An 18,668-nucleotide genomic window follows, 5' to 3' on the forward strand; every position below is an offset into this window, starting at 1 on the left:
ATTAAAGTGGGTTCTGATTCAATTAATCCTAGCCCATGACCATCATCAAAAGACCATTATGCAATTTGCATCGACATATTGACGCACACAATTTTGTAACGCTCGGTTTAGAATGGAATCGAATGCTGGAGTAGGATCAATAATAGGATTATTAAAATATTGATCCTGTGTGTGCTGGAGCATATCCTTAAACCGATCATACTGATAAGCGAACCCTTTATTTTTCTCGAACCCATTAGTATGAGCTTCTTTTCCGATCAACTCCGCAACCTCACGACCTACTTCCTGTGAATTAAATAGATATCTGGTGAGTTCTTCCCTAAATTTCTCCCGATCTGTTTCATCAGGAATATAAGAAATTGCATCAATTTGAAATCGATTTTTCAACATGTTCAACGTGTAATTTCGAATTTCTTGAACGAATTCTGTTTCGATATGCGCATAGCCATAATCATTGGGTACTACTACATTAGATTTATGTTTCGTTCCAGATTTACACCACTTTCTAATGCACGCTCTCACTGTGGATGCATACAGTTTTAATCCTTTACAATCGACAACTAAGTTGTTATACAAGCTGCTGATATTTGATTTGGATACCTGACTCAAATCTACCTGAATACAACGTTCGATCCCTTCAGTTACCTTCGGTTTTGATCCATGCTTCGCTTGTTCATTCAACAGGTCATTCAGCAGCCGATTCAGTGCCTCTGGATAGACGAAATCTTTAGCTTCTAAGAAATCCTCCATTTTATTATCTGGGTCAGTCAGAATGGCCGCACGATAGACCCCCATTAATTTAGGTTTTTTCTTAGCTTGATTCAATTCCAAACTTGCTCGTAACATTTCAATCATTTCTTCCTGATCAGCTAGTGCAGTTTTAAATTTTTGTTCCCAGTCTACCGTTTCTTGACCCCTATCAAATTTACCTGCTCCACGTCTTTGCTGACTGTACGTTTTGAGGTACTCATCCCAGTGGGTGTACAAAAGGTATATTTCAATCTCGCGGTTCGTCTCCTGAAGCATCATACGAATCGCTTCGTATCCATCCTTTACCGTGTCTGTGATGTGCGAATTTATGACAATGACAAGTTTATTGCTGTGATATTGCGATAGCATATCAATAATCCGTTCAGATTCTTCCTTTGATTTCACCCCTGTCGCATGGAAGAGGCCTTGTGTGTCAATAAGACGTAAGCATCTGATATTCTGTCCGTTATATTCTACAACCGTCAATAGATGACGGTTTGACCCTTGATAGAGGCCTTCAGCCCCTCTAAAAATCAAAGAGAACTCAGATATGAGATATTCCTTGGAGCCATCTTCACTTTGTAATAGCGTTTTAACGAGTTTGTTGTCTTTATTCGATTGATTTAACACAATGATGAAATCTTCGCCATCTGCCTCAAAGTCTGCTCCGCTTTGCACAAGATCGTCCCTTAGCTCTTTCACATCTTGGTTGATAATCTCCACTATCAAATTCCAAAAAGCCTCAATAAGATACGAAAAACTCGGTTTACTTGAAATTAGTTCAATAAAAATCCGAATCCCCTGCTGGCCCTTTTTTGGGGTTTTCGCAATCATTTCATTATATACGTTCATGACTTCATCAATAGGAAACTGATTTAACAATTCGAGCACTCGGTTGATATGTTGCTCCGTAATTCCTTTGATTTTATAACCTAGCGAGTCATTAGACGGATGTTGCAACGTGTTTTGAAGCGTTTTTTGAATCTTATTTTTAAATCCTTCAGGATCCTGCTGTTTTGAAAAATCTTTGGCCGCGGAATATAGAATACTCCCTAACAGTTCGTTGTCATCACTGCAATCAGAAATTTTCTGCAGCCCCAGCTTCGCACTTACTATTAGGCTATCTTCCGGAATCGCGATACAATCAGTGGCGATTAATTCAACCTCAGATGTTCCTCCTTTTCCATTGGCCTCACGTAAACTTAGAAATTCTTGAACCCCCTCATTCTTCGCACATGCGGACATTCCTGTAGTCTTGCCACTCTTAGTCGTTCCCGTAAAAACAATGGGATTCCCCTTCCCTTTTACTGCCATGACCGCTTTCTTGACATTCATTTCTACCATGTGCATTCTCTCCTCTTTAATCGGATTAAATTGCACATAAAAAACTCTTCTGATTCATCAGAAGAGTGAGTCAATGTCAAATATTGAAATAGCAAGGTACCATCGCAATCGATGTACCTTGCATATTTTCATCATTTTGAACACATCTCAATTCTGACGCATCATACACTGCCCAACATCTATGAGCAATGCTGCAGAGAATTTATGTACATATTACACTGTCTCTAAAAAAATCCCCAATGTCAAGTGTATTTATTCATCTTTGTTCGTTAAGGCCAATTGTGGCTCTTAACTTATAGTTAAAGATATCTGCCCGTTAGGATAAAGCATTGACAGTCTAATACTTTATTTTTCAATCTAGAACTTTATTTTCTTCTGACAGCCATTACAAAGTCGATAACCATATAATTAAAAATAAATCCCGATGATTTATACTTGATCATCGGGACTCTTTAATCGGTTAGGAAGTACTTATCAATGGTTCTATACTACAGCTTTGGACATGCTCAGTAGAACATGATCACAAACTATAATGTAAAATCACATACTATATTGTTAAATCAACAACTATAATGTCTAGTCAACAACTTTAATGTCACCGAACAATCTAACACTAACGCATCTATCCCCTACTCCACAGTCACACTCTTCGCCAAGTTCCTCGGCTTATCCACATCGTGTCCTAGCGCCAGTGAAGCGTAGTATGACAGCAATTGTAGCGGCACGACAGCAAGAGCTGGCGAGAGGATCGGCAACGTCTTCGGAATTGCGAAGATTTCGTCGACGGACTTTGCAACCTCAACCTCTAAACCGTTGTTAGTGATTGCAAGGACGTGAGCGCCACGTGCCTTCACTTCTTTAATGTTGCTAAGTGTTTTCTCATACAGCGCCTCCTGCGTCACTAGCGCAATAACAGGCACGCCTTCTTCGATAAGCGCCAATGTGCCATGTTTCAATTCCCCAGCTGCATAAGCTTCAGAATGGATATACGAAATTTCTTTCAACTTAAGCGAGCCTTCCTGAACGACTGCATAATCAACGCCGCGTCCAATGAAGAACAAACTCTTATGATGTGAGATTGATTCTGCAACTTGCTTAAGTACAGCGGATTGCTCCAAAATACTTTCAACTTGCTCAGGCAACGCTAGAAGACCAGCTACCATCTCTTCTACTGCCGACTGTTCTTGTGTGCCTAATACACGTGCAAGATGCATGCCTAACAAGTAGAACGCAATCAGTTGCGACGTATAAGCCTTGGTCGAAGCGACAGCAATTTCTGGGCCTGCCCAAGTAACGAGTACATCATCAGCTTCACGAGCTACGGAGCTTCCGACAACATTTGTGATCGCTAGTACGCGAGCGCCGTTTCGTCTTGCTTCACGAAGTGCTGCTAACGTATCTGCTGTTTCACCTGATTGGCTTACAACGATAACAAGTGTATCCGGAGTAATAATCGGTGAACGATAACGGTACTCCGAAGCGACATCATTTTCGACTGGAATCCGTGCCAATGATTCAATTACCGACTTGCCGACAAGTCCGGCATGATACGCCGTACCACATGCGACAATATGCACCTTACGAATCGACTGGATATAGTCGTCCGTCATCGTAAGTTCCTTCAATTTTACAGATTTCCCATCGTCAGCGATGCGTCCAAGCATCGTTTCACGATAAGCTTTCGGCTGTTCGTAAATTTCTTTCAGCATAAAATGATCAAATCCGGCCTTCTCTGCTGTCACTAGATCCCAATCGACATGGAATATTTCCTTGGAAATAATTTCGCCGTCGGTCGTCATTAGTTCGACACCATTACGTGTCAAGACTGCCATTTCGCCGTCGTCCAATATATACACATCCCGCGTGTGCTCCAAAATAGCGGGAATATCCGACCCAATAAAGTTCTCACCATCGCCAACACCGATAACAAGCGGGCTAGCGAAACGTACTGCTACGAGTCGTTCTGGCTCGTATTCCGTCAATACGCCAAGTGCGAATGCACCACGCATACGTTTTACAGCTTTTTGAACAGCTTTGACAATATCTCCGTCGTATTCGTCAGCGACAAGATGCGCGATGATCTCCGTGTCTGTTTCCGATACGATTACACGACCTTTTGCGATAAGCTCATCCTTCAGATCCAAGTAATTTTCGATAATACCGTTGTGTACAACCGAAAACTTAGCTGAATTATCCGTATGAGGATGCGAATTGACGTCAGATGGCTTGCCATGTGTTGCCCAGCGTGTATGACCGATTCCGACAAAACCAGTAAGCGGCTCATCTTTAAGCTTATCTGCAAGTACAGCAAGACGCCCCTTAGACTTCGTAACTTCAAGACCATCATTTGTAAATACAGCAATACCAGCGGAGTCATATCCCCGGTACTCAAGCTTCTTCAATCCTTCTAGCAAAATGTCCTGTGAGTCGCGTTTACCAATATATCCTACAATTCCACACATAATGTAATAGACCTCCGTCAACGGTGTATTTCCCGTCCATACGAATGTCAGCTCTGCGCAGCACAAGCAAATATGAAGTTGTCACATGATTCTTATTATTGCGAAAAACGTAACCCTTCTCCCCGTGCCAACCCCTCAGGCGACATCGTGGACATATGGGAGTTATTCTTTTGCAGAAGCCTGCCGTACGATTGTCCGATCGGTCACCCAACCAATTTACGTAACGGCTTACGGATGGCTTGCTAAATACCGGAAGGTCCCCGCCGAATGTTTCGAACACCTTCACCTCGTCAGCTTCCCGTATGAATGTCAAATAATAGCCCTACATTAGAAGCTGCTATTCATCCATTCATCACGCAAGCTCTGGCGCTTTTTGAATCTCGTATAACCTCTATCCTCGCTTTCCTTCTTGAATGCTATGTCCTATCATATTCATTTTCACCCCTCGATGCAACCTCTTTGGACAAATGGTTGAAATTTGATTTATGTGATAACTATTTTGTTAGATTCCCTCATAAATCAACAAAGTATGTACGAAATAACGCAAAAAAAGCTATACAGAATGACAGCACTCTGTATAGCCATTTCATTAGTTAACCTCGCCTACCATTAACCTAGTTCATGTTTAACTACAGCAGCAATCTGATCTACGTACGCTTCTACTTGCTCTTTTTCTGGTCCCTCTGCCATTACGCGAATAAGAGATTCTGTGCCGGAAGGACGTACAAGTACACGACCGTTATCGCCAAGCTCCTCTTCCACTTGCTTAACAGCCTGTTCAATTGCTGCATTGCCGTTATACAAACTTTTGTCTGCTACACGAACGTTAACAAGCTTTTGCGGGTATTTGCGCATCAATTTCTTCAGCTCACCCAGCTTCTTACCTGACAAAGCAACAGTTTCCACGAGTTGCAGCGCTGACAATATGCCATCACCAGTCGTAATATGGTCTAGGAAAATAACATGTCCGGATTGTTCTCCGCCCAGGTTATAGCCGCCACGACGCATTTCTTCCATTACGTAACGGTCACCTACTGCTGTTTGTGCTGTCTTCAAACCAATCTTCTCCGTACCTTTAAAGAAGCCGATATTCGCCATAACCGTTGTTACAACGGTATCATGGTTCAGCTTGCCTTCCCGCTTCATACGGTCACCAATAATGCAGAGGATGAAGTCTCCATCCACCTCTTCACCATTTTCATCTATCGCAATCAAACGATCTGCATCGCCATCAAAGCTTAATCCCAAATCTGCGCCATGCTCCAACACCTTCTCGCGAAGATATTCTGGATGTGTAGAGCCCACACCAGCGTTAATATTGCGTCCGTCCGGCTCAGCGCCTACCGTAATGATGTCAGCGCCTAACTCACGGAACACTGTCGGAGCAAGCTCATAAGCAGATCCGTTCGCGCAATCCAAGACGATTTTCAAACCGCTAAATTGACCAGTAATTGTTGTTTTTAGATAGTCTAAGTACTTCTTCTTCGCATCCGCAAAGCTCGATACAACACCGATATCTCCGCCTACTGGACGTGGCAACTCGTCTATTTCTGCATCAATAAGAGCTTCAATCTCAAGCTCTGTATCATCAGATAGCTTGAATCCATCTCCGGCAAAGAACTTAATGCCGTTATCTTCAACTGGGTTGTGAGAAGCTGATATCATGACGCCTGCGTCAGCCCCTAGTTCTCTAGTCAAATAAGCTACAGCTGGTGTAGATACTACGCCAAGACGTACAACGCTTGCACCAATTGATAGCAGTCCAGCAATTAGCGAAGCTTCTAGCATTGGACCTGATATACGAGTGTCCAGTCCGATAACAACTTTCGGCTTGCTTGCTGATCTAGTTAGTACATACCCTCCTGCGCGACCAATTTTGTATGCTAGCTCAGGCGTAAGCTCCTTATTTGCAACACCACGGACACCGTCCGTACCGAAATATTTCCCCATAATCGATTATCCCCTTTTAATATAAATAGTTAAAAATTGATTGATTAAATAAGTGCATTAGATGATTGGATATAACATATTCCTAATGTCATAAATGGTTATTGCATTGTTACGATACGAGCTGTTTCTTGCATTCCCGCTCTGATTGCTTGGGCTAGGAGTCGCATTCTCAGCTCCATTCGACGCCCCACCGTTGTTGCCAGATCCCTCGCCTTGTTCCGTATTGCCTTCAGGAGGATCTGTTGGTGTTGGTGTTGGTGTTGGTGTACCGCCCACCCCAGTATCCTCTCCGCCATTGCCTTGCTCCGTAGAAGTAGAGTCATCTTTTATTTCAACCGTAACAGTTAATGGTTGTCCACCGGTTAATACCGGCTGAACATGTGGAGGCAGCTCCAGTTCTAAAGGAACTGTATGCGTACCTGCTGCGAGTCCCGCAACTTGAGCAACAATAGTGATATCGGTAAGTTTCACTTTGGCTAGAGCAGCCGATGCACCACTAATCTCAAGATCCAACGTTCCAGTGTCGGGAGTCACTACTTGAGCGCTCATTCCTCCGGTGGTTCCATTTATGAGAATAGGAATACCTTTCAACACTCGTGTAGTAGCAGTCTCCACAACGACATCCAATTCAATTTCATCAGGTGCTACAGATTGAATGCCATCAATAGGACTTGCCTTCACCTTGAACCTACCCGACTGCTTCACTTTCGTTAGATCAAGTACAACCCCGTCAAAGATTTGGAGGTTGTCCAATATATTTTGCTCAGCATAGACAGTAACTTCATCCGTCACCGGCGTCACTGAGACGAGACCCAAATTTTGCGGCAAACTACCCGTGTACCTTACTTGCAGCGGTACTTGCTTGAATGGAAGTGTAATCTTCGTCTCCACCTGCAGAGTCGAAGGTTCTACCTTCGCATTTTCAATTTCTTGCCCCTCAGTATCATAGACGACTATTTTCGCCTTTTTGTTCAACATTGTTTTATTTTCGCCTTCGACATTTACTTTAACTGCCACAACACCGACCTTCAGCATATCATCCTTAGGCAATGTCACCTGTACAACATCACTGTTCTCGGATAAAATCTCTGGCGTTCCAAGTACATATCCCGGTGCCGGCTTACCCTCTGTTATGACCTGCACGTCAAACGATTTGCTCACGATTTCTTCTAATCGCACAGTCACTTTCCTTGGAGACAATTCGACCTCTTTAATGCCTCTTGGCATCTTCACAGTAAGTGGAATCACTTGTATACCTGCTCTTGCGTTAGTTAAATCAACATTTACAACATAATCTTCATTCGTTGCTGCATATAAGTTTGTTATTCGACCTTCCACGACAATACGTGCCACTGTTGGCTCCATAGCCGTCAGCACATACTTTTTTTCATCAAGTCCTATTGGAACAATTGTTGCAGCTTCGATAACCTTCGTATCAATATTTGACGTTATTTGCTGTGGTGATGTTTGCGGATCAATATGTACAACTGCCCATAGAAGCAATCCAAGAATGACGGATATGATTTTTAGCGCAGTAGGATGACTCAGCCATTTATCCATGTCATTCTCCCTTCCGCTTCCAAAACGCAATCTTTGAGCTTTTGACTTTGCCATTTCCACTACTTTTGAGAGTCAGCTCTTCAAATAATTTGGAAATAAGCGATTCTTCGTTAATATCTCTTACGATCATGCCATTAATGGATAAGGATACTTGTCCTGTCTCTTCAGACACAACAACCGACAATGCATCACTAACCTCACTAACACCAATTGCCGCACGATGACGAGTTCCTAGCTCCTTGCTGATAAATGGATTTTCTGAGAGCGGCAAATAGCAGCCAGCTGCCATGATTTGATTACTTCTTATAATAACTGCTCCATCGTGGAGCGGCGAATTTGGTGTGAAAATATTAATGAGCAGTTCGGACGTAATCCGAGATTCCATCGCAATACCAGACTCGATCAGTTCAGTAATTCCAGTCTTGCGCTCAAACACAATTAGTGCGCCGACTTTACGCTTAGACATATTTTGAACCGCGCGAATAACCTCCTCGATTTGCTCGCTAACGGCATTTCTTTCTTGTGAGTAGGTACGAGAAAACAGATTGCCACGGCCCAATTGTTCCAGTACACGCCTAAGCTCAGGCTGGAAAATAATAAGTACCGTTACAATACCAAATGTGAACATTTGATTCATAAGCCATTTGAGCGTATATAAATTAAACCACGTACTAATAGCCCAAGTTGCAACCAGCACGAAAATACCTTTAAGCAGCTGTACCGCACGCGTGCCCCGCACTAACAGAATCATTTTGTAAATAATATAACTTACGATACCGACATCAATAATATCCTTTAACCAATCTTGCCAAGTCGAATCTGTAAAATAACTCATGCGCCAACCCCCAACTGCAGATCACGTACTATCTCTATAATCGCATTTCAACTTTATTATTTTCTATAAATGGGATTGGAAATCCTTTATTTTAAAAATATTTTAAGAAAAAGTTAAGAAGCTGAGAAAAAGTAAAAAAAATGCTTCCCTTTGGGAGGGAAGCAGCTATGATTATTGTGAAACTACACCGCCGAAAGTGGATGTCACCTTGTACCAGAACCAATCGAGCGCTTGATCAATCGTTCGACTTTGCCCTGCAATATGACCTGTCGAAGCAAGAACCATCGTACCATCGATGACTGTAACATCACCGTCTACGGAGCCTTGTACTTCAAGCTTTCCATTCTCAACTGTCAAATTACCAACGATCTCTACTCCTGCTGGCACGATGACCGTATCGCCGTTAATAACAACATGCTGCAAATCCTCGCCAGATACAATCATCTTGGCATCCTCTTCCCATGAAGCGAAGAAGCTGCCCATCATAACGAGCAGGAATACTGCTGCAGCTGTTATACCAGGATAGCGATAGAGGAAACGAACAAATGAACTCCGTTCTTTACTCTTTTGTTTCGGTAGCTGCGACATAATACGTTCCTTCAATTGCTGGGAAGCCGCAGTGTCAAAACGCGCGGTTGGCTTGACCGCTTCTAAGGCGACGAACGCCGCAGCGTCTGTCTTCTCGAGCTGTTCAAATCGAATGCGGCAAGCAGGGCAGGCGTTCATATGCGTTTGTAATGTAGATATTTCTTCACGTGGCAGCTCGCCGTCTAGATAATCATGAATCTTGACGATGGCGACTTTACATTCCATAGCAGCCATTCCTTTCTTCCGTTGCTTGTGCGTTCGCATTATTCTCGTTTTGGGGTACGTAATAGTAGGATACGTAATAGAATGAGGGATGTTTCAAATTTTTTAAATCAACTGTTGGACCTTTATAAACGGTGCTCCAACTTCTTGCGCAAAAACTCACGTCCGCGATGAACACGCGTCTTAATCGTCGTCACGGGCATATCTAAGATGTCCCCAACCTCTTGTAACGACATGTCCTGTATGTATCTAAGCATCATTACGGTTTTATATTTTGGGGGCAGCGATTCCATTGCTTGATGAATAATACGCTGCGTATCCGAAAGAATGAGCTCCGACTCTGGAGTCCGATTATCACTTGGAATCATCGAATAACCGTCTAATCCATCATAATCATTAGATTCTGCATCAAGAGAATACGTTGGTTTTCGTTTCCTCAGACGATCAATACATAAATTCGTAGCTATGCGGTAAATCCAAGTTGAAAACTTCAATGCTTCATCAAAGCGGTCTAAATTTTTGTGTACTCGAAGAAAGGTGTCTTGTACGACATCCTCTGCTTCCTGTCGATTGTTCAACATTCGGTAAGCCATATGAAAGAGCTTGTCTTGATATATGTCTACCAGCTTAGCAAATGCCCCTTGATCGCCCTTAAGAGCTAATCGAGCAAGCCCGTTCTCCACCACGTTCACTTTTTTACTCCTCCAAACGTTCCTATCATCCTTCTATATATAATCGCCGTATCTGCGACAATAATAATCATGTAAAAAGCTACATAAAAAAATGGTAATCGACCTTCACCTAAAAAGCAAGAACAATGAGCAAGAAGTCTTTAATAATAGAAGTTATTTTTACACAAAAAAAGGATCTGATCCTCTAAAGAGGTTCAAATCCTTTTTTTTCTATCATTTCCCCATCGATTAAAGGGTGTTCGACTTCAGCCCATCAAGTACTTTTTCGATTGTTGTCGTTGGAATTGCAAACCCCATGCCTTGTGCCTGTGCGTTAACAGCGGTATTGATCCCAATTACCTCGCCTTCAGCATTAAGCAGCGGACCGCCAGAGTTACCAGGGTTTATAGCTGCATCTGTCTGAAGCAAATGTTCAAAGGAACGTTCCACGCCTTGTTCATCTTGAATCGTAATCGGTCGTTCCTTCGCACTCAGCACACCCATCGTTAGCGACTGATCGAAGCCGTATGGGTTACCAATAGCGATTACCCAATCACCGATATTCGTATCGTTGGAGTTGCCTAACTTAAGTGCAGGGAAGTCTTTACCATCCGCATTAGCCACTTTCAGTACAGCTAAATCGAGCTCTTTGCTTGTTCCAAGCACCTGTGCTACAAGCGGCTCGCCACTTCCACTCACTGTAACTCTTACCTCAGACGCACCAGAGATAACATGTTCATTGGTCAGAATGTATCCTTCTTTGTCAAAAAAGAATCCCGTACCTGCACCCTTTAACGCTAACTCACCAGTAGCACTTTGCTGCCCTTCATTTCCATTACGTCCACTCTCAGCTCCTTGACCTCCCATAAAGTGACGTAGCCACTCATCACCCATCATGGTAGGCTGCTGCGGTTCCTTATAATTTTCAATTTTAACGACTGCTGGACTAGCCTCTTCATAAATGGTTGCAATATCTTCACTTGTGCTCAGTGAAGCTGTTGTTAGCCCTGCATCCTTGCCTGCTACACCATTTGCCAAGCTTCCACTTGCCGCACGTTCTTCCTTAACGCCTCCCGTGAACAGGTTGCCTCGGTCCGCAGTATAAGCTACTCCTCCGATTACGAGAGCCCCCGTTAAAAATGCTGCAAACATCGGGATTAGTGGGTTACTTTTAGGTCGTTTAGGACGTGATTGCCCCACTTCTTTATAATAAGCTTCGAACTGCGGTGCTGCCGGTAGCTGGCTCCTATTCGTGCCTTCTTGTGTATTTCCTGTTCCAAAGTCATGTGTGTTGTTGCTCATTTGTCAACATCCTCTCATGCATGATCAAGTCATGTATTTGATATCTCTATAATGGGGCCTGTACCTTAAAGTAAACTTAAGCTGGGGTAAAAGAAACATAAAACAAGCAGACAATGTTATTTTTCGAGAAAAAATGCAAATAAAAAAGTCAGCCGCGGATTATTATCCATGGCTGACCTATTTCTATCGATAATTCGTTTATTAGCCCGTGTTACGAAGACCCGCAGCAATACCATTGATTGTAAGCAGCACCTCACGAAGCAGCTCAGGATCATCTTGGTCATTGTCACGAAGCTCACGAAGCTCAGTAAGCAACTGTACTTGCATATAGCTGAGCGGATCGACGTAAGGATTCCGCAGGCGAATCGATTCTTGGATGACTGGTACATTATCCAAAATTTCTTCTTGACCCGTAATATCCAAAATCAATTTCGATGTTAAAGCATATTCTTCTTCAATCTGTGAGAAGATTCGATCACGGATGCTTTGATCCTTGATCATAGTCGCATATTCCTTAGCGATGATCAAATCTGATTTGGCAAGCGCCATCTGCAGGTTATCAATTAACGACCTAAAGAATGGGAAATGCTCATACATCGTTTTCAGTGTATCCATCTTCTCCGGCTGATCCAATACGTACTGCTGAAGTGCTGTACCAGCTGCATACCATGCTGGAAGCAAATAGCGGCTTTGTGTCCAAGCGAATACCCATGGTATTGCTCGCAAATCTTCAAAGCGATCACTATTTTTCCGTTTTGAAGGACGCGAGCCGATATTAAGCTCACCAACTTCAGGCAGCGGCGTTGATTCTCTAAAGAACTGTAAAAAGTCCGGATCACGGAAGATTAAATCTTGATATTTATTCAGTGCCGTCTCTGAGATGGAACGTGCAATTGCATCCCACTCTGCCTCCGATGCGGACTCCTGCTCTGGATATTTTGCCATACGAGCTGCGGTAATAAGAGCCCATGTCGCTTGTTCCAAGCTGCGGTACGCAATACCTTGCATGGAATAACGAGAGGAAAGTACTTCACCTTGCTCTGTAATCTTGATTCCCCCGCCAATTGTATGCGGTGGCTGCGCAAGAATACTACGATTCAGCGGCATACCGCCACGACCTAGTGCTCCGCCGCGGCCATGGAAAAACTTCAGCTTCACACCGTATGCTTTAGCTGCAGCTGTAATCTCCTTAAGTGCTACACGCAGCTCCCAGTTTGCAGTCACAACACCGCCGTCTTTGTTGCTGTCGGAATAACCAAGCATAATTTCATGCAAGTCACCTCTTGCTTCGACAGCTTTGCGGTAGACAGGAAGCTCGAATAGCTCCGTCATAATACCGGGCGCTGCATGAAGATCGTCAATTGTTTCGAATAACGGAACAGATTGAAGCGTGCAACGAACAGTACCACTCGCTTCTTGGCGGAATAATCCTACTTCTTTGGCGAATACCATTACTTCCAGCAAGTCGCTTGCAGCTTGCGTCATACTAATCAGGTAGCTGTTAATACAATTTTCGCCAAACTCCCCTTGGGCACGATAAATTGTATGATACACATCCAAACATTCACGCGTCGCTTCTGAGTAATCCAAATGACTCGACGTAAGTGGACGAGGATCATTAAGAAGTTTGTGAAGCAGCTCCGTTTTCTCTGGCTCAGATAAAGACGCATAATCTTCGACAATATGCATTTTGGCCAAAATTTCAGCCATCGCATTCTCATGTTCCTTACTATGCTGGCGAATATCTAACGCCATCAGATGGAAGCCGAACAACTCCACCTGACGAACGAGCTTAGCCAAATCTGTATCTGCTACATAATTGGCATAGTGATGGCGAAGACTGCGATCAATAACTAACAAGTCATCACGCAGCTCATTCGGATTGTTATAACGCATCGGTGTGCCCTTAAGCGATTCATCGCGCGTATTCGCAAGCTTCTCTAGCATAAATCCAAGCTTAATCCGGTATGGTTCCTTCGTGTTGCGCCATAGCTCCACACACTTAAGCTCTACATGCTCACGATCTATACGGATGGATTCAATCAATTCATCCGATACAGTAACGAGATTAGTACTAAAGCTGAGCAGATCCATCAAACCATTTAGCTTCTCTTCATATTTACGCAAAGCTAGTTGACGATGAAGCTGTAGCGTTTCCCATGTTACATTAGCTTTAACGGATGGATTACCATCACGGTCACCGCCAATCCATGAGCCAAAGCGAAGATAATCAGGCACATGCCAGTGCTCTGCCGGGTAATATTTGTTCAAGCAACGCTCAAGCTCTTCATAGACATTAGGCAATACTTCAAACAAAGTTTCATCGAAATAATATAAGCCGTTTCGAACTTCGTCGATAACAGTCGGTTTCCGGTCGCGAAGCTCATCCGTCTGCCAAAGAATAAGTACTTCGTTCATCAATTTTTCCTTCAACTTCTCGCGTTCACGATACGTAAGTGTAGGGTTGTCGAGCAGCATAACATCTTCTGCAATCCTTTTATGAATATCAAGTACCGCACGGCGTGTTGCTTCCGTTGGATGCGCAGTCATAACGAGCTCAAGCGAAATACCGCCTAGAATGTCTTGAACATCATTAATATCGATTCGGCGTTCCTTCAAATCTTGAATTGCGCTTTCGATCGAACCACGCTGAATAGCCTCACCAGTTGAAACCTCGTAATCCCGCTTCCGCCGAATCCGATGGTTCTGCTCTGCAATGTTAACCAATTGGAAATAAAGCGCGAATGCACGAATAACTTGATGACGAATATCAGGGTTTAAAGATGATACCGTAGACTTAAATTGTTCGAATAATTCAGGCACAAATTCAGCCCGCAACGCCTTGCTCTGTTCACGAATTTGTTCTACAATTTCAAGCAGCTCGCGTCCACCCTGATGGACCAACACTTCACCTAAAATGTTTCCTAGGAAACGCACATCTCGTCTAAGCAAATTGTTTGATCCTGTTCGACTAGCAGCTGTTAATGAAACAGATTGTTCTGACATACCGTTCCTCCTACAGATCTGTACAGCAAACTCACTTTGAAAGCATCCGCTAATCCTTCACGCATATGCCTAATTCAACTTTGTAAGGTTACTCTCAGTTTCAGTTAATGGCGTAATCACTCCTACCATCATACTACAAAAAGCCACCACGTTGAAGCCCTGCAGTGCGATACTTCACATTATTCTGACTATTTTAATTCTAAAAATGATCGTATCGATCAAAGTATTGCATGTATCGTTATCTCATTTAATTTAGGAGTTATGATTAACTATTTGTATCATTAATTACTACAAGAGAGAACCTAATTTCATTATGGAAAATGAAGAATTAGCAAGTCAGCTAAAACGAGAGATGTACGTAGAAATTGATGAGCTAAAGTAACAATATCTTTCTTTCAAAAAATGTGTCTGTGTTAGCTGGAACATTCTTTGTTTTATTATTGAATGAATGAGATTAATTAGACTTGTACTGGTCTTGTTCAAATAAAGCTCATCGAAAACAGCTATGAAAAAAGATTGAAAGTTGAAGATCTGTTTTAACATATCGGATATAGGGGAGCCCACTAATCATTACGGTTGGTGGGCTTCATCATGATTGTTACTTGTCAATTGTCTGCTTAACAAATTGATTCGTCAGCACGATGCACGCCCTGAACAACGTCCTATATTTGGAATAGAACAATAAAAAGCAGGAAATATACTACTTGCATCTCCATCTTATAGAAGAAATTTGTCGAAAAACATTTAATTATGAGGTAATATGTAGTAATTAAGCATTATATTATAGGGGGTTAAAAGAATGAAAGTTTTAAAAGCAATTGGATGGATTTTTGTCCCGTATATCATGATTTTTGTATCATGGAAAAATTTAAAAAAGCCAGGAAAAGCATTGGGGACTACTTGGGTTGTGATTTTACTTATTGCTTTCATTGGAAGTAGGGTAGAAACTGATACGAATCTACAAACTACGAGTCCTGGAACAGCTCAGACTGTTAAAACATCCGAGCCCGATAAGTCTAAAAAAGTGGATGATTCTGAGGCAAAGAAAAAGGCTGATGAACAAGAAAAAGCTAAAGCTGAAAAAGAACGAATAAAGAAAAATCAATCTGATGTCTTAGCATTTGAAAAAACTATAAGTACACTCGAAGAATCTTTAGAACCAACTTTGGACAATTATTACACTGCTTTGAATGGGCTTGCAGACGGATCTGTTGATATTTTCACCGCTTACGAAGCCACCGAGAAAGCAAGGGATGCTTCTAATACTATGCGGTTAAAAATAAGCAATGTTGATGTACCTGATACTCTTCCGAAAAAAGCCAAAAAAGCATTAGAATCCGGTAGATCAGAAATTTCTACAGCGTTCTACTCTAAAAAGAAAGCGTTTGAAGCAGTCCTGGAATACTTAGATGATCAGAAACCAAGTCATATGTCAACGTTTAAGGACGAAATCGAAATGTCCGATAACTTCATCCTTCGCGGGACGGCATACATTATTGAAGCTAAACAAGAGGTAGGCATTGATATCACTGCCAAATAGATTGTGAAGTTTAATATGGGGCTGTCCCAAAAGGTCATAAAGTGACCTGAGGGACAGCTTTTTTTGTTCTGAATAAACAAAAAGAAATCGCTTTTTGGTAAAATGGAGGTACCACCCAACCATTCCAAAAGGAGCGATTTCTTTGTACATTCAATATACCATGGACCAACTTACCCTGCCAATGGATTTGGAGGATGACATTCCTCAAAATCACCTCGTGCGTATTGTAAATGCCGCTGTGAACCGACTTAGCGACAGGATCTTTGCCTCCGCATACCCTGGTGGCGGCCGAGATAGCTACCACCCCAAAATGCTCACCAAAGTTATTGTTTATGCCTACACCCAGCGGATCTACTCGTCTCGACAAATCGCTAAAGCGGTCCGTGAAAACGTCATGTTTATGTGGATTGCAGGCAGACAACAGCCGGACTTTCGCACCATCAACCGTTTCCGTTCTGAACGTATGAAGACGGTGCTCGAGACCGTCTTCACCGCCGTTCTACAATTTCTGGCTGAGGAGAAATACGTGCGGCTTGAACATTACTTTGTCGACGGAACCAAGATTGAAGCTAACGCCAATCGCTATACGTTTGTCTGGGGCAAAGCGGTGGTGAAACAGAAGGCGAGGCTGCAGGAGAAAGTCCAGACTTTGTTCGCTACCATTGAAGAATCTGAGCGTCAGGAAGAGCAAGAACATCACGGATGGGATCTTCCTGAACTCGGCGAGTCCACACAGATCACCAGCGAAAAGCTGGAAGAGGCTGTAAAGCAGCTAGAGGAGCAACTACAAGAGAAACCTAAGGACAAGCCATTGAAAAAAACAGTTCGGGCAATCCGCAAAGACCTCCTCCCCCGCTTGCAAAAATACGAAGTACAGCAGGAGATTCTCGGAGATCGTAATAGCTTCAGCAAGACCGATACCGACGCTACTTTCATGCGAATGAAAGAAGATCACATGCGTAATGGCCAGCTCAAACCTGGCTACAATGTACAGATCGGAACGGAAAACCAGTTCATTATCGGCTACAGTTTGCACCAGCGCCCGACAGACACACGTTGCCTCAAGCCCCACTTAGAGAAGGTAAAAGCAACTCTGGGAAATATACCGAAAACAGTTATCGCGGACGCAGGATACGGCGGGGAAGAAAATTACGCTTACTTGGAAAACGAACAACTAGAAACAGTGGTGAAGTACAGCACATACCACAAGGAAAAATCGAAGAAGTGGAAGCAAGATATCAGTAAGTTGGATAACTGGCAGTATGACGAAGCCGAAGACATATGGACGTGCGCTGCTGGGCGTAACCTACTATTTCGCTATGAAAGTAAGGAAACGACAGAAAGCGGATATGAGTTACGGAAGCGCCACTACCGAAGCGAAAACTGCGAAGGCTGTCCGCTCAAAGAGGCTTGTACAAAAGCCAAAGGAAACCGAGAAATCAGCGTGAGCCTGAAGTATCTGCGTTACAAGAAACAAATACGCGAGAAACTCAAGAGCGAGGAAGGGTATGCGCTGTCGGTTCGAAGAATGATCGAACCGGAAAGCGTATTTGGACAACTGAAAAACAACCGGGGATTCCGGCGTTTTCTGCTTCGAGGCCTGCCGAAAGTAAGCCTTGAGGTCGGGTGGCTTTCGCTCGCCCACAATCTGCTCAAGAAGGCGGCAATAGACCAAAAGCCAGAAATGGCGGTGCAGGGATAACCTCCCTAGCACCGCCATTTCCTTATTTTCTCCCATTTTTCATCATGCGAGCTGTTTCATGAAGTAAGTATTTATACTTTTGAGACAGCTCCATTTTTCATTTATCGATTTGATTTGTCCTCATTATCTCTTCCCACGACACCTTCGCCCCAAACTATGGACGGAGTCAAACAATTGTCGAAAGAAGAAAACAAAAAAAGCCTTGCGCTGCAAGGCTTTGGCTCTTAAGATACTGGAGCGGGTGATGGGAATCGAACCCACGCTATTAGCTTGGAAGGCTAAAGTTCTACCATTGAACTACACCCGCAAATATAAATGGTCGGGATGACACGATTTGAACATGCGACCCCCTGGTCCCAAACCAGGTGCTCTACCAAGCTGAGCTACATCCCGAAATAAAAATGTGCTATAAGTATCCGATAAGAAAATGGCGCGGCCTAAGAGATTCGAACTCCTGGCCTTTTGATTCGTAGTCAAACGCTCTATCCAGCTGAGCTAAGGCCGCACAATTTATGGAGCGGAAGACGGGAATCGAACCCGCGACCCTCGCCTTGGCAAGGCGATGCTCTACCGCTGAGCCACTTCCGCATATTATTTCTTATGTCGTTCATTTCGTCGTTTGTTGCGGCGACAAGTAATAATATATCACCTTTCAAAACACATTGCAACTCTTTTTTCAAAAATAATTAAACTTTTTTTAAAACCCGCATTCTCACTAGAGAATACGGGTTTTGGT

General features: G+C 43.2%; 11 protein-coding genes and 4 tRNA genes. 2 read left to right on the forward strand and 13 right to left on the reverse strand.

All coding sequences use genetic code 11. From position 1 onward, the window contains the following. Positions 1-45 precede the first annotated feature (45 nt). The 9 genes from MFF31_RS05250 to ppc all read right to left on the reverse strand — a co-directional run bounded on the left by MFF31_RS05250 (position 46) and on the right by ppc (position 14,690). Positions 46-2,094, reverse strand: a complete 2,049-nt coding sequence (locus MFF31_RS05250; RefSeq protein WP_238187053.1) for a hypothetical protein — start codon at positions 2,092-2,094, stop codon at positions 46-48. 629 nt (positions 2,095-2,723) lie between these two features. Next, the gene (gene glmS / locus MFF31_RS05255) at positions 2,724-4,556 is read right to left on the reverse strand and encodes a glutamine--fructose-6-phosphate transaminase (isomerizing) (RefSeq protein WP_238187054.1); all 1,833 of its coding nucleotides are present in this window, start codon (positions 4,554-4,556) and stop codon (positions 2,724-2,726) included. A 609-nt stretch (positions 4,557-5,165) separates the two neighbouring features. Further along, complete coding sequence (glmM, locus tag MFF31_RS05260) at positions 5,166-6,506, reverse strand: phosphoglucosamine mutase (protein ID WP_238187055.1); 1,341 nt, start codon at positions 6,504-6,506, stop codon at positions 5,166-5,168. Between the two features lie 57 nt (positions 6,507-6,563). Beyond that, positions 6,564-8,066, reverse strand: coding sequence for a CdaR family protein (locus tag MFF31_RS05265; RefSeq protein WP_238187056.1), 1,503 nt, complete (start codon positions 8,064-8,066; stop codon positions 6,564-6,566). A 1-nt stretch (position 8,067) separates the two neighbouring features. Then, the gene (gene cdaA, locus MFF31_RS05270; protein WP_238187057.1) at positions 8,068-8,901 is read right to left on the reverse strand and encodes a diadenylate cyclase CdaA; all 834 of its coding nucleotides are present in this window, start codon (positions 8,899-8,901) and stop codon (positions 8,068-8,070) included. 171 nt (positions 8,902-9,072) lie between these two features. Further along, positions 9,073-9,714, reverse strand: coding sequence for a zf-HC2 domain-containing protein (locus MFF31_RS05275; protein ID WP_238187058.1), 642 nt, complete (start codon positions 9,712-9,714; stop codon positions 9,073-9,075). 122 nt (positions 9,715-9,836) lie between these two features. Continuing rightward, on the reverse strand, positions 9,837-10,403 hold the full coding sequence (gene sigW / locus MFF31_RS05280) for an RNA polymerase sigma factor SigW (RefSeq protein ID WP_238187059.1): 567 nt from the start codon (positions 10,401-10,403) through the stop codon (positions 9,837-9,839). A 228-nt stretch (positions 10,404-10,631) separates the two neighbouring features. After that, a complete protein-coding gene (locus MFF31_RS05285; RefSeq protein WP_238187060.1) occupies positions 10,632-11,684 on the reverse strand; it encodes a S1C family serine protease in 1,053 nt (350 codons plus the stop codon). 201 nt (positions 11,685-11,885) lie between these two features. Further along, positions 11,886-14,690, reverse strand: coding sequence for a phosphoenolpyruvate carboxylase (ppc, locus tag MFF31_RS05290; protein WP_238187061.1), 2,805 nt, complete (start codon positions 14,688-14,690; stop codon positions 11,886-11,888). A gap of 799 nt (positions 14,691-15,489) precedes the next feature. Between ppc and MFF31_RS05295 the strand changes: the two genes are divergently transcribed. Together MFF31_RS05295 and MFF31_RS05300 are read left to right on the forward strand one after the other, a co-directional pair. Further along, positions 15,490-16,230, forward strand: coding sequence for a hypothetical protein (locus tag MFF31_RS05295; protein WP_238187062.1), 741 nt, complete (start codon positions 15,490-15,492; stop codon positions 16,228-16,230). A 142-nt stretch (positions 16,231-16,372) separates the two neighbouring features. Further along, on the forward strand, positions 16,373-17,932 hold the full coding sequence (locus MFF31_RS05300) for an IS1182 family transposase (protein WP_238187063.1): 1,560 nt from the start codon (positions 16,373-16,375) through the stop codon (positions 17,930-17,932). A gap of 233 nt (positions 17,933-18,165) precedes the next feature. Here the strand turns inward: MFF31_RS05300 and MFF31_RS05305 are convergent. From MFF31_RS05305 to MFF31_RS05320, 4 genes are all read right to left on the reverse strand, one after another. Then, positions 18,166-18,239: transfer RNA gene (locus MFF31_RS05305), tRNA-Gly, on the reverse strand. A gap of 9 nt (positions 18,240-18,248) precedes the next feature. After that, positions 18,249-18,325 (reverse strand) — tRNA-Pro (locus MFF31_RS05310). 35 nt (positions 18,326-18,360) lie between these two features. Continuing rightward, positions 18,361-18,437 (reverse strand) — tRNA-Arg (locus MFF31_RS05315). A gap of 8 nt (positions 18,438-18,445) precedes the next feature. Further along, positions 18,446-18,520, reverse strand: a tRNA-Gly gene (locus tag MFF31_RS05320). Positions 18,521-18,668: the final 148 nt, after the last annotated feature.

It is taken from the genome of Paenibacillus sp. L3-i20, from assembly GCF_022180385.2.
Lineage (GTDB): Bacteria > Bacillota > Bacilli > Paenibacillales > Paenibacillaceae > Pristimantibacillus.

What these genes read in the sequence shown, in the direction of transcription:
- MFF31_RS05250 (WP_238187053.1), bottom strand. Translation starts at nt 2,094, where the DNA reads ATGGTAGAAATGAATGTCAAGAAAGCGGTCATGGCAGTAAAAGGGAAG.
- glmS (WP_238187054.1), bottom strand. Translation starts at nt 4,556, where the DNA reads ATGTGTGGAATTGTAGGATATATTGGTAAACGCGACTCACAGGACATT.
- glmM (WP_238187055.1), bottom strand. Translation starts at nt 6,506, where the DNA reads ATGGGGAAATATTTCGGTACGGACGGTGTCCGTGGTGTTGCAAATAAG.
- MFF31_RS05265 (WP_238187056.1), bottom strand. Translation starts at nt 8,066, where the DNA reads ATGGATAAATGGCTGAGTCATCCTACTGCGCTAAAAATCATATCCGTC.
- cdaA (WP_238187057.1), bottom strand. Translation starts at nt 8,901, where the DNA reads ATGAGTTATTTTACAGATTCGACTTGGCAAGATTGGTTAAAGGATATT.
- MFF31_RS05275 (WP_238187058.1), bottom strand. Translation starts at nt 9,714, where the DNA reads ATGGAATGTAAAGTCGCCATCGTCAAGATTCATGATTATCTAGACGGC.
- MFF31_RS05285 (WP_238187060.1), bottom strand. Translation starts at nt 11,684, where the DNA reads ATGAGCAACAACACACATGACTTTGGAACAGGAAATACACAAGAAGGC.
- ppc (WP_238187061.1), bottom strand. Translation starts at nt 14,690, where the DNA reads ATGTCAGAACAATCTGTTTCATTAACAGCTGCTAGTCGAACAGGATCA.
- MFF31_RS05295 (WP_238187062.1), top strand. Translation starts at nt 15,490, where the DNA reads ATGAAAGTTTTAAAAGCAATTGGATGGATTTTTGTCCCGTATATCATG.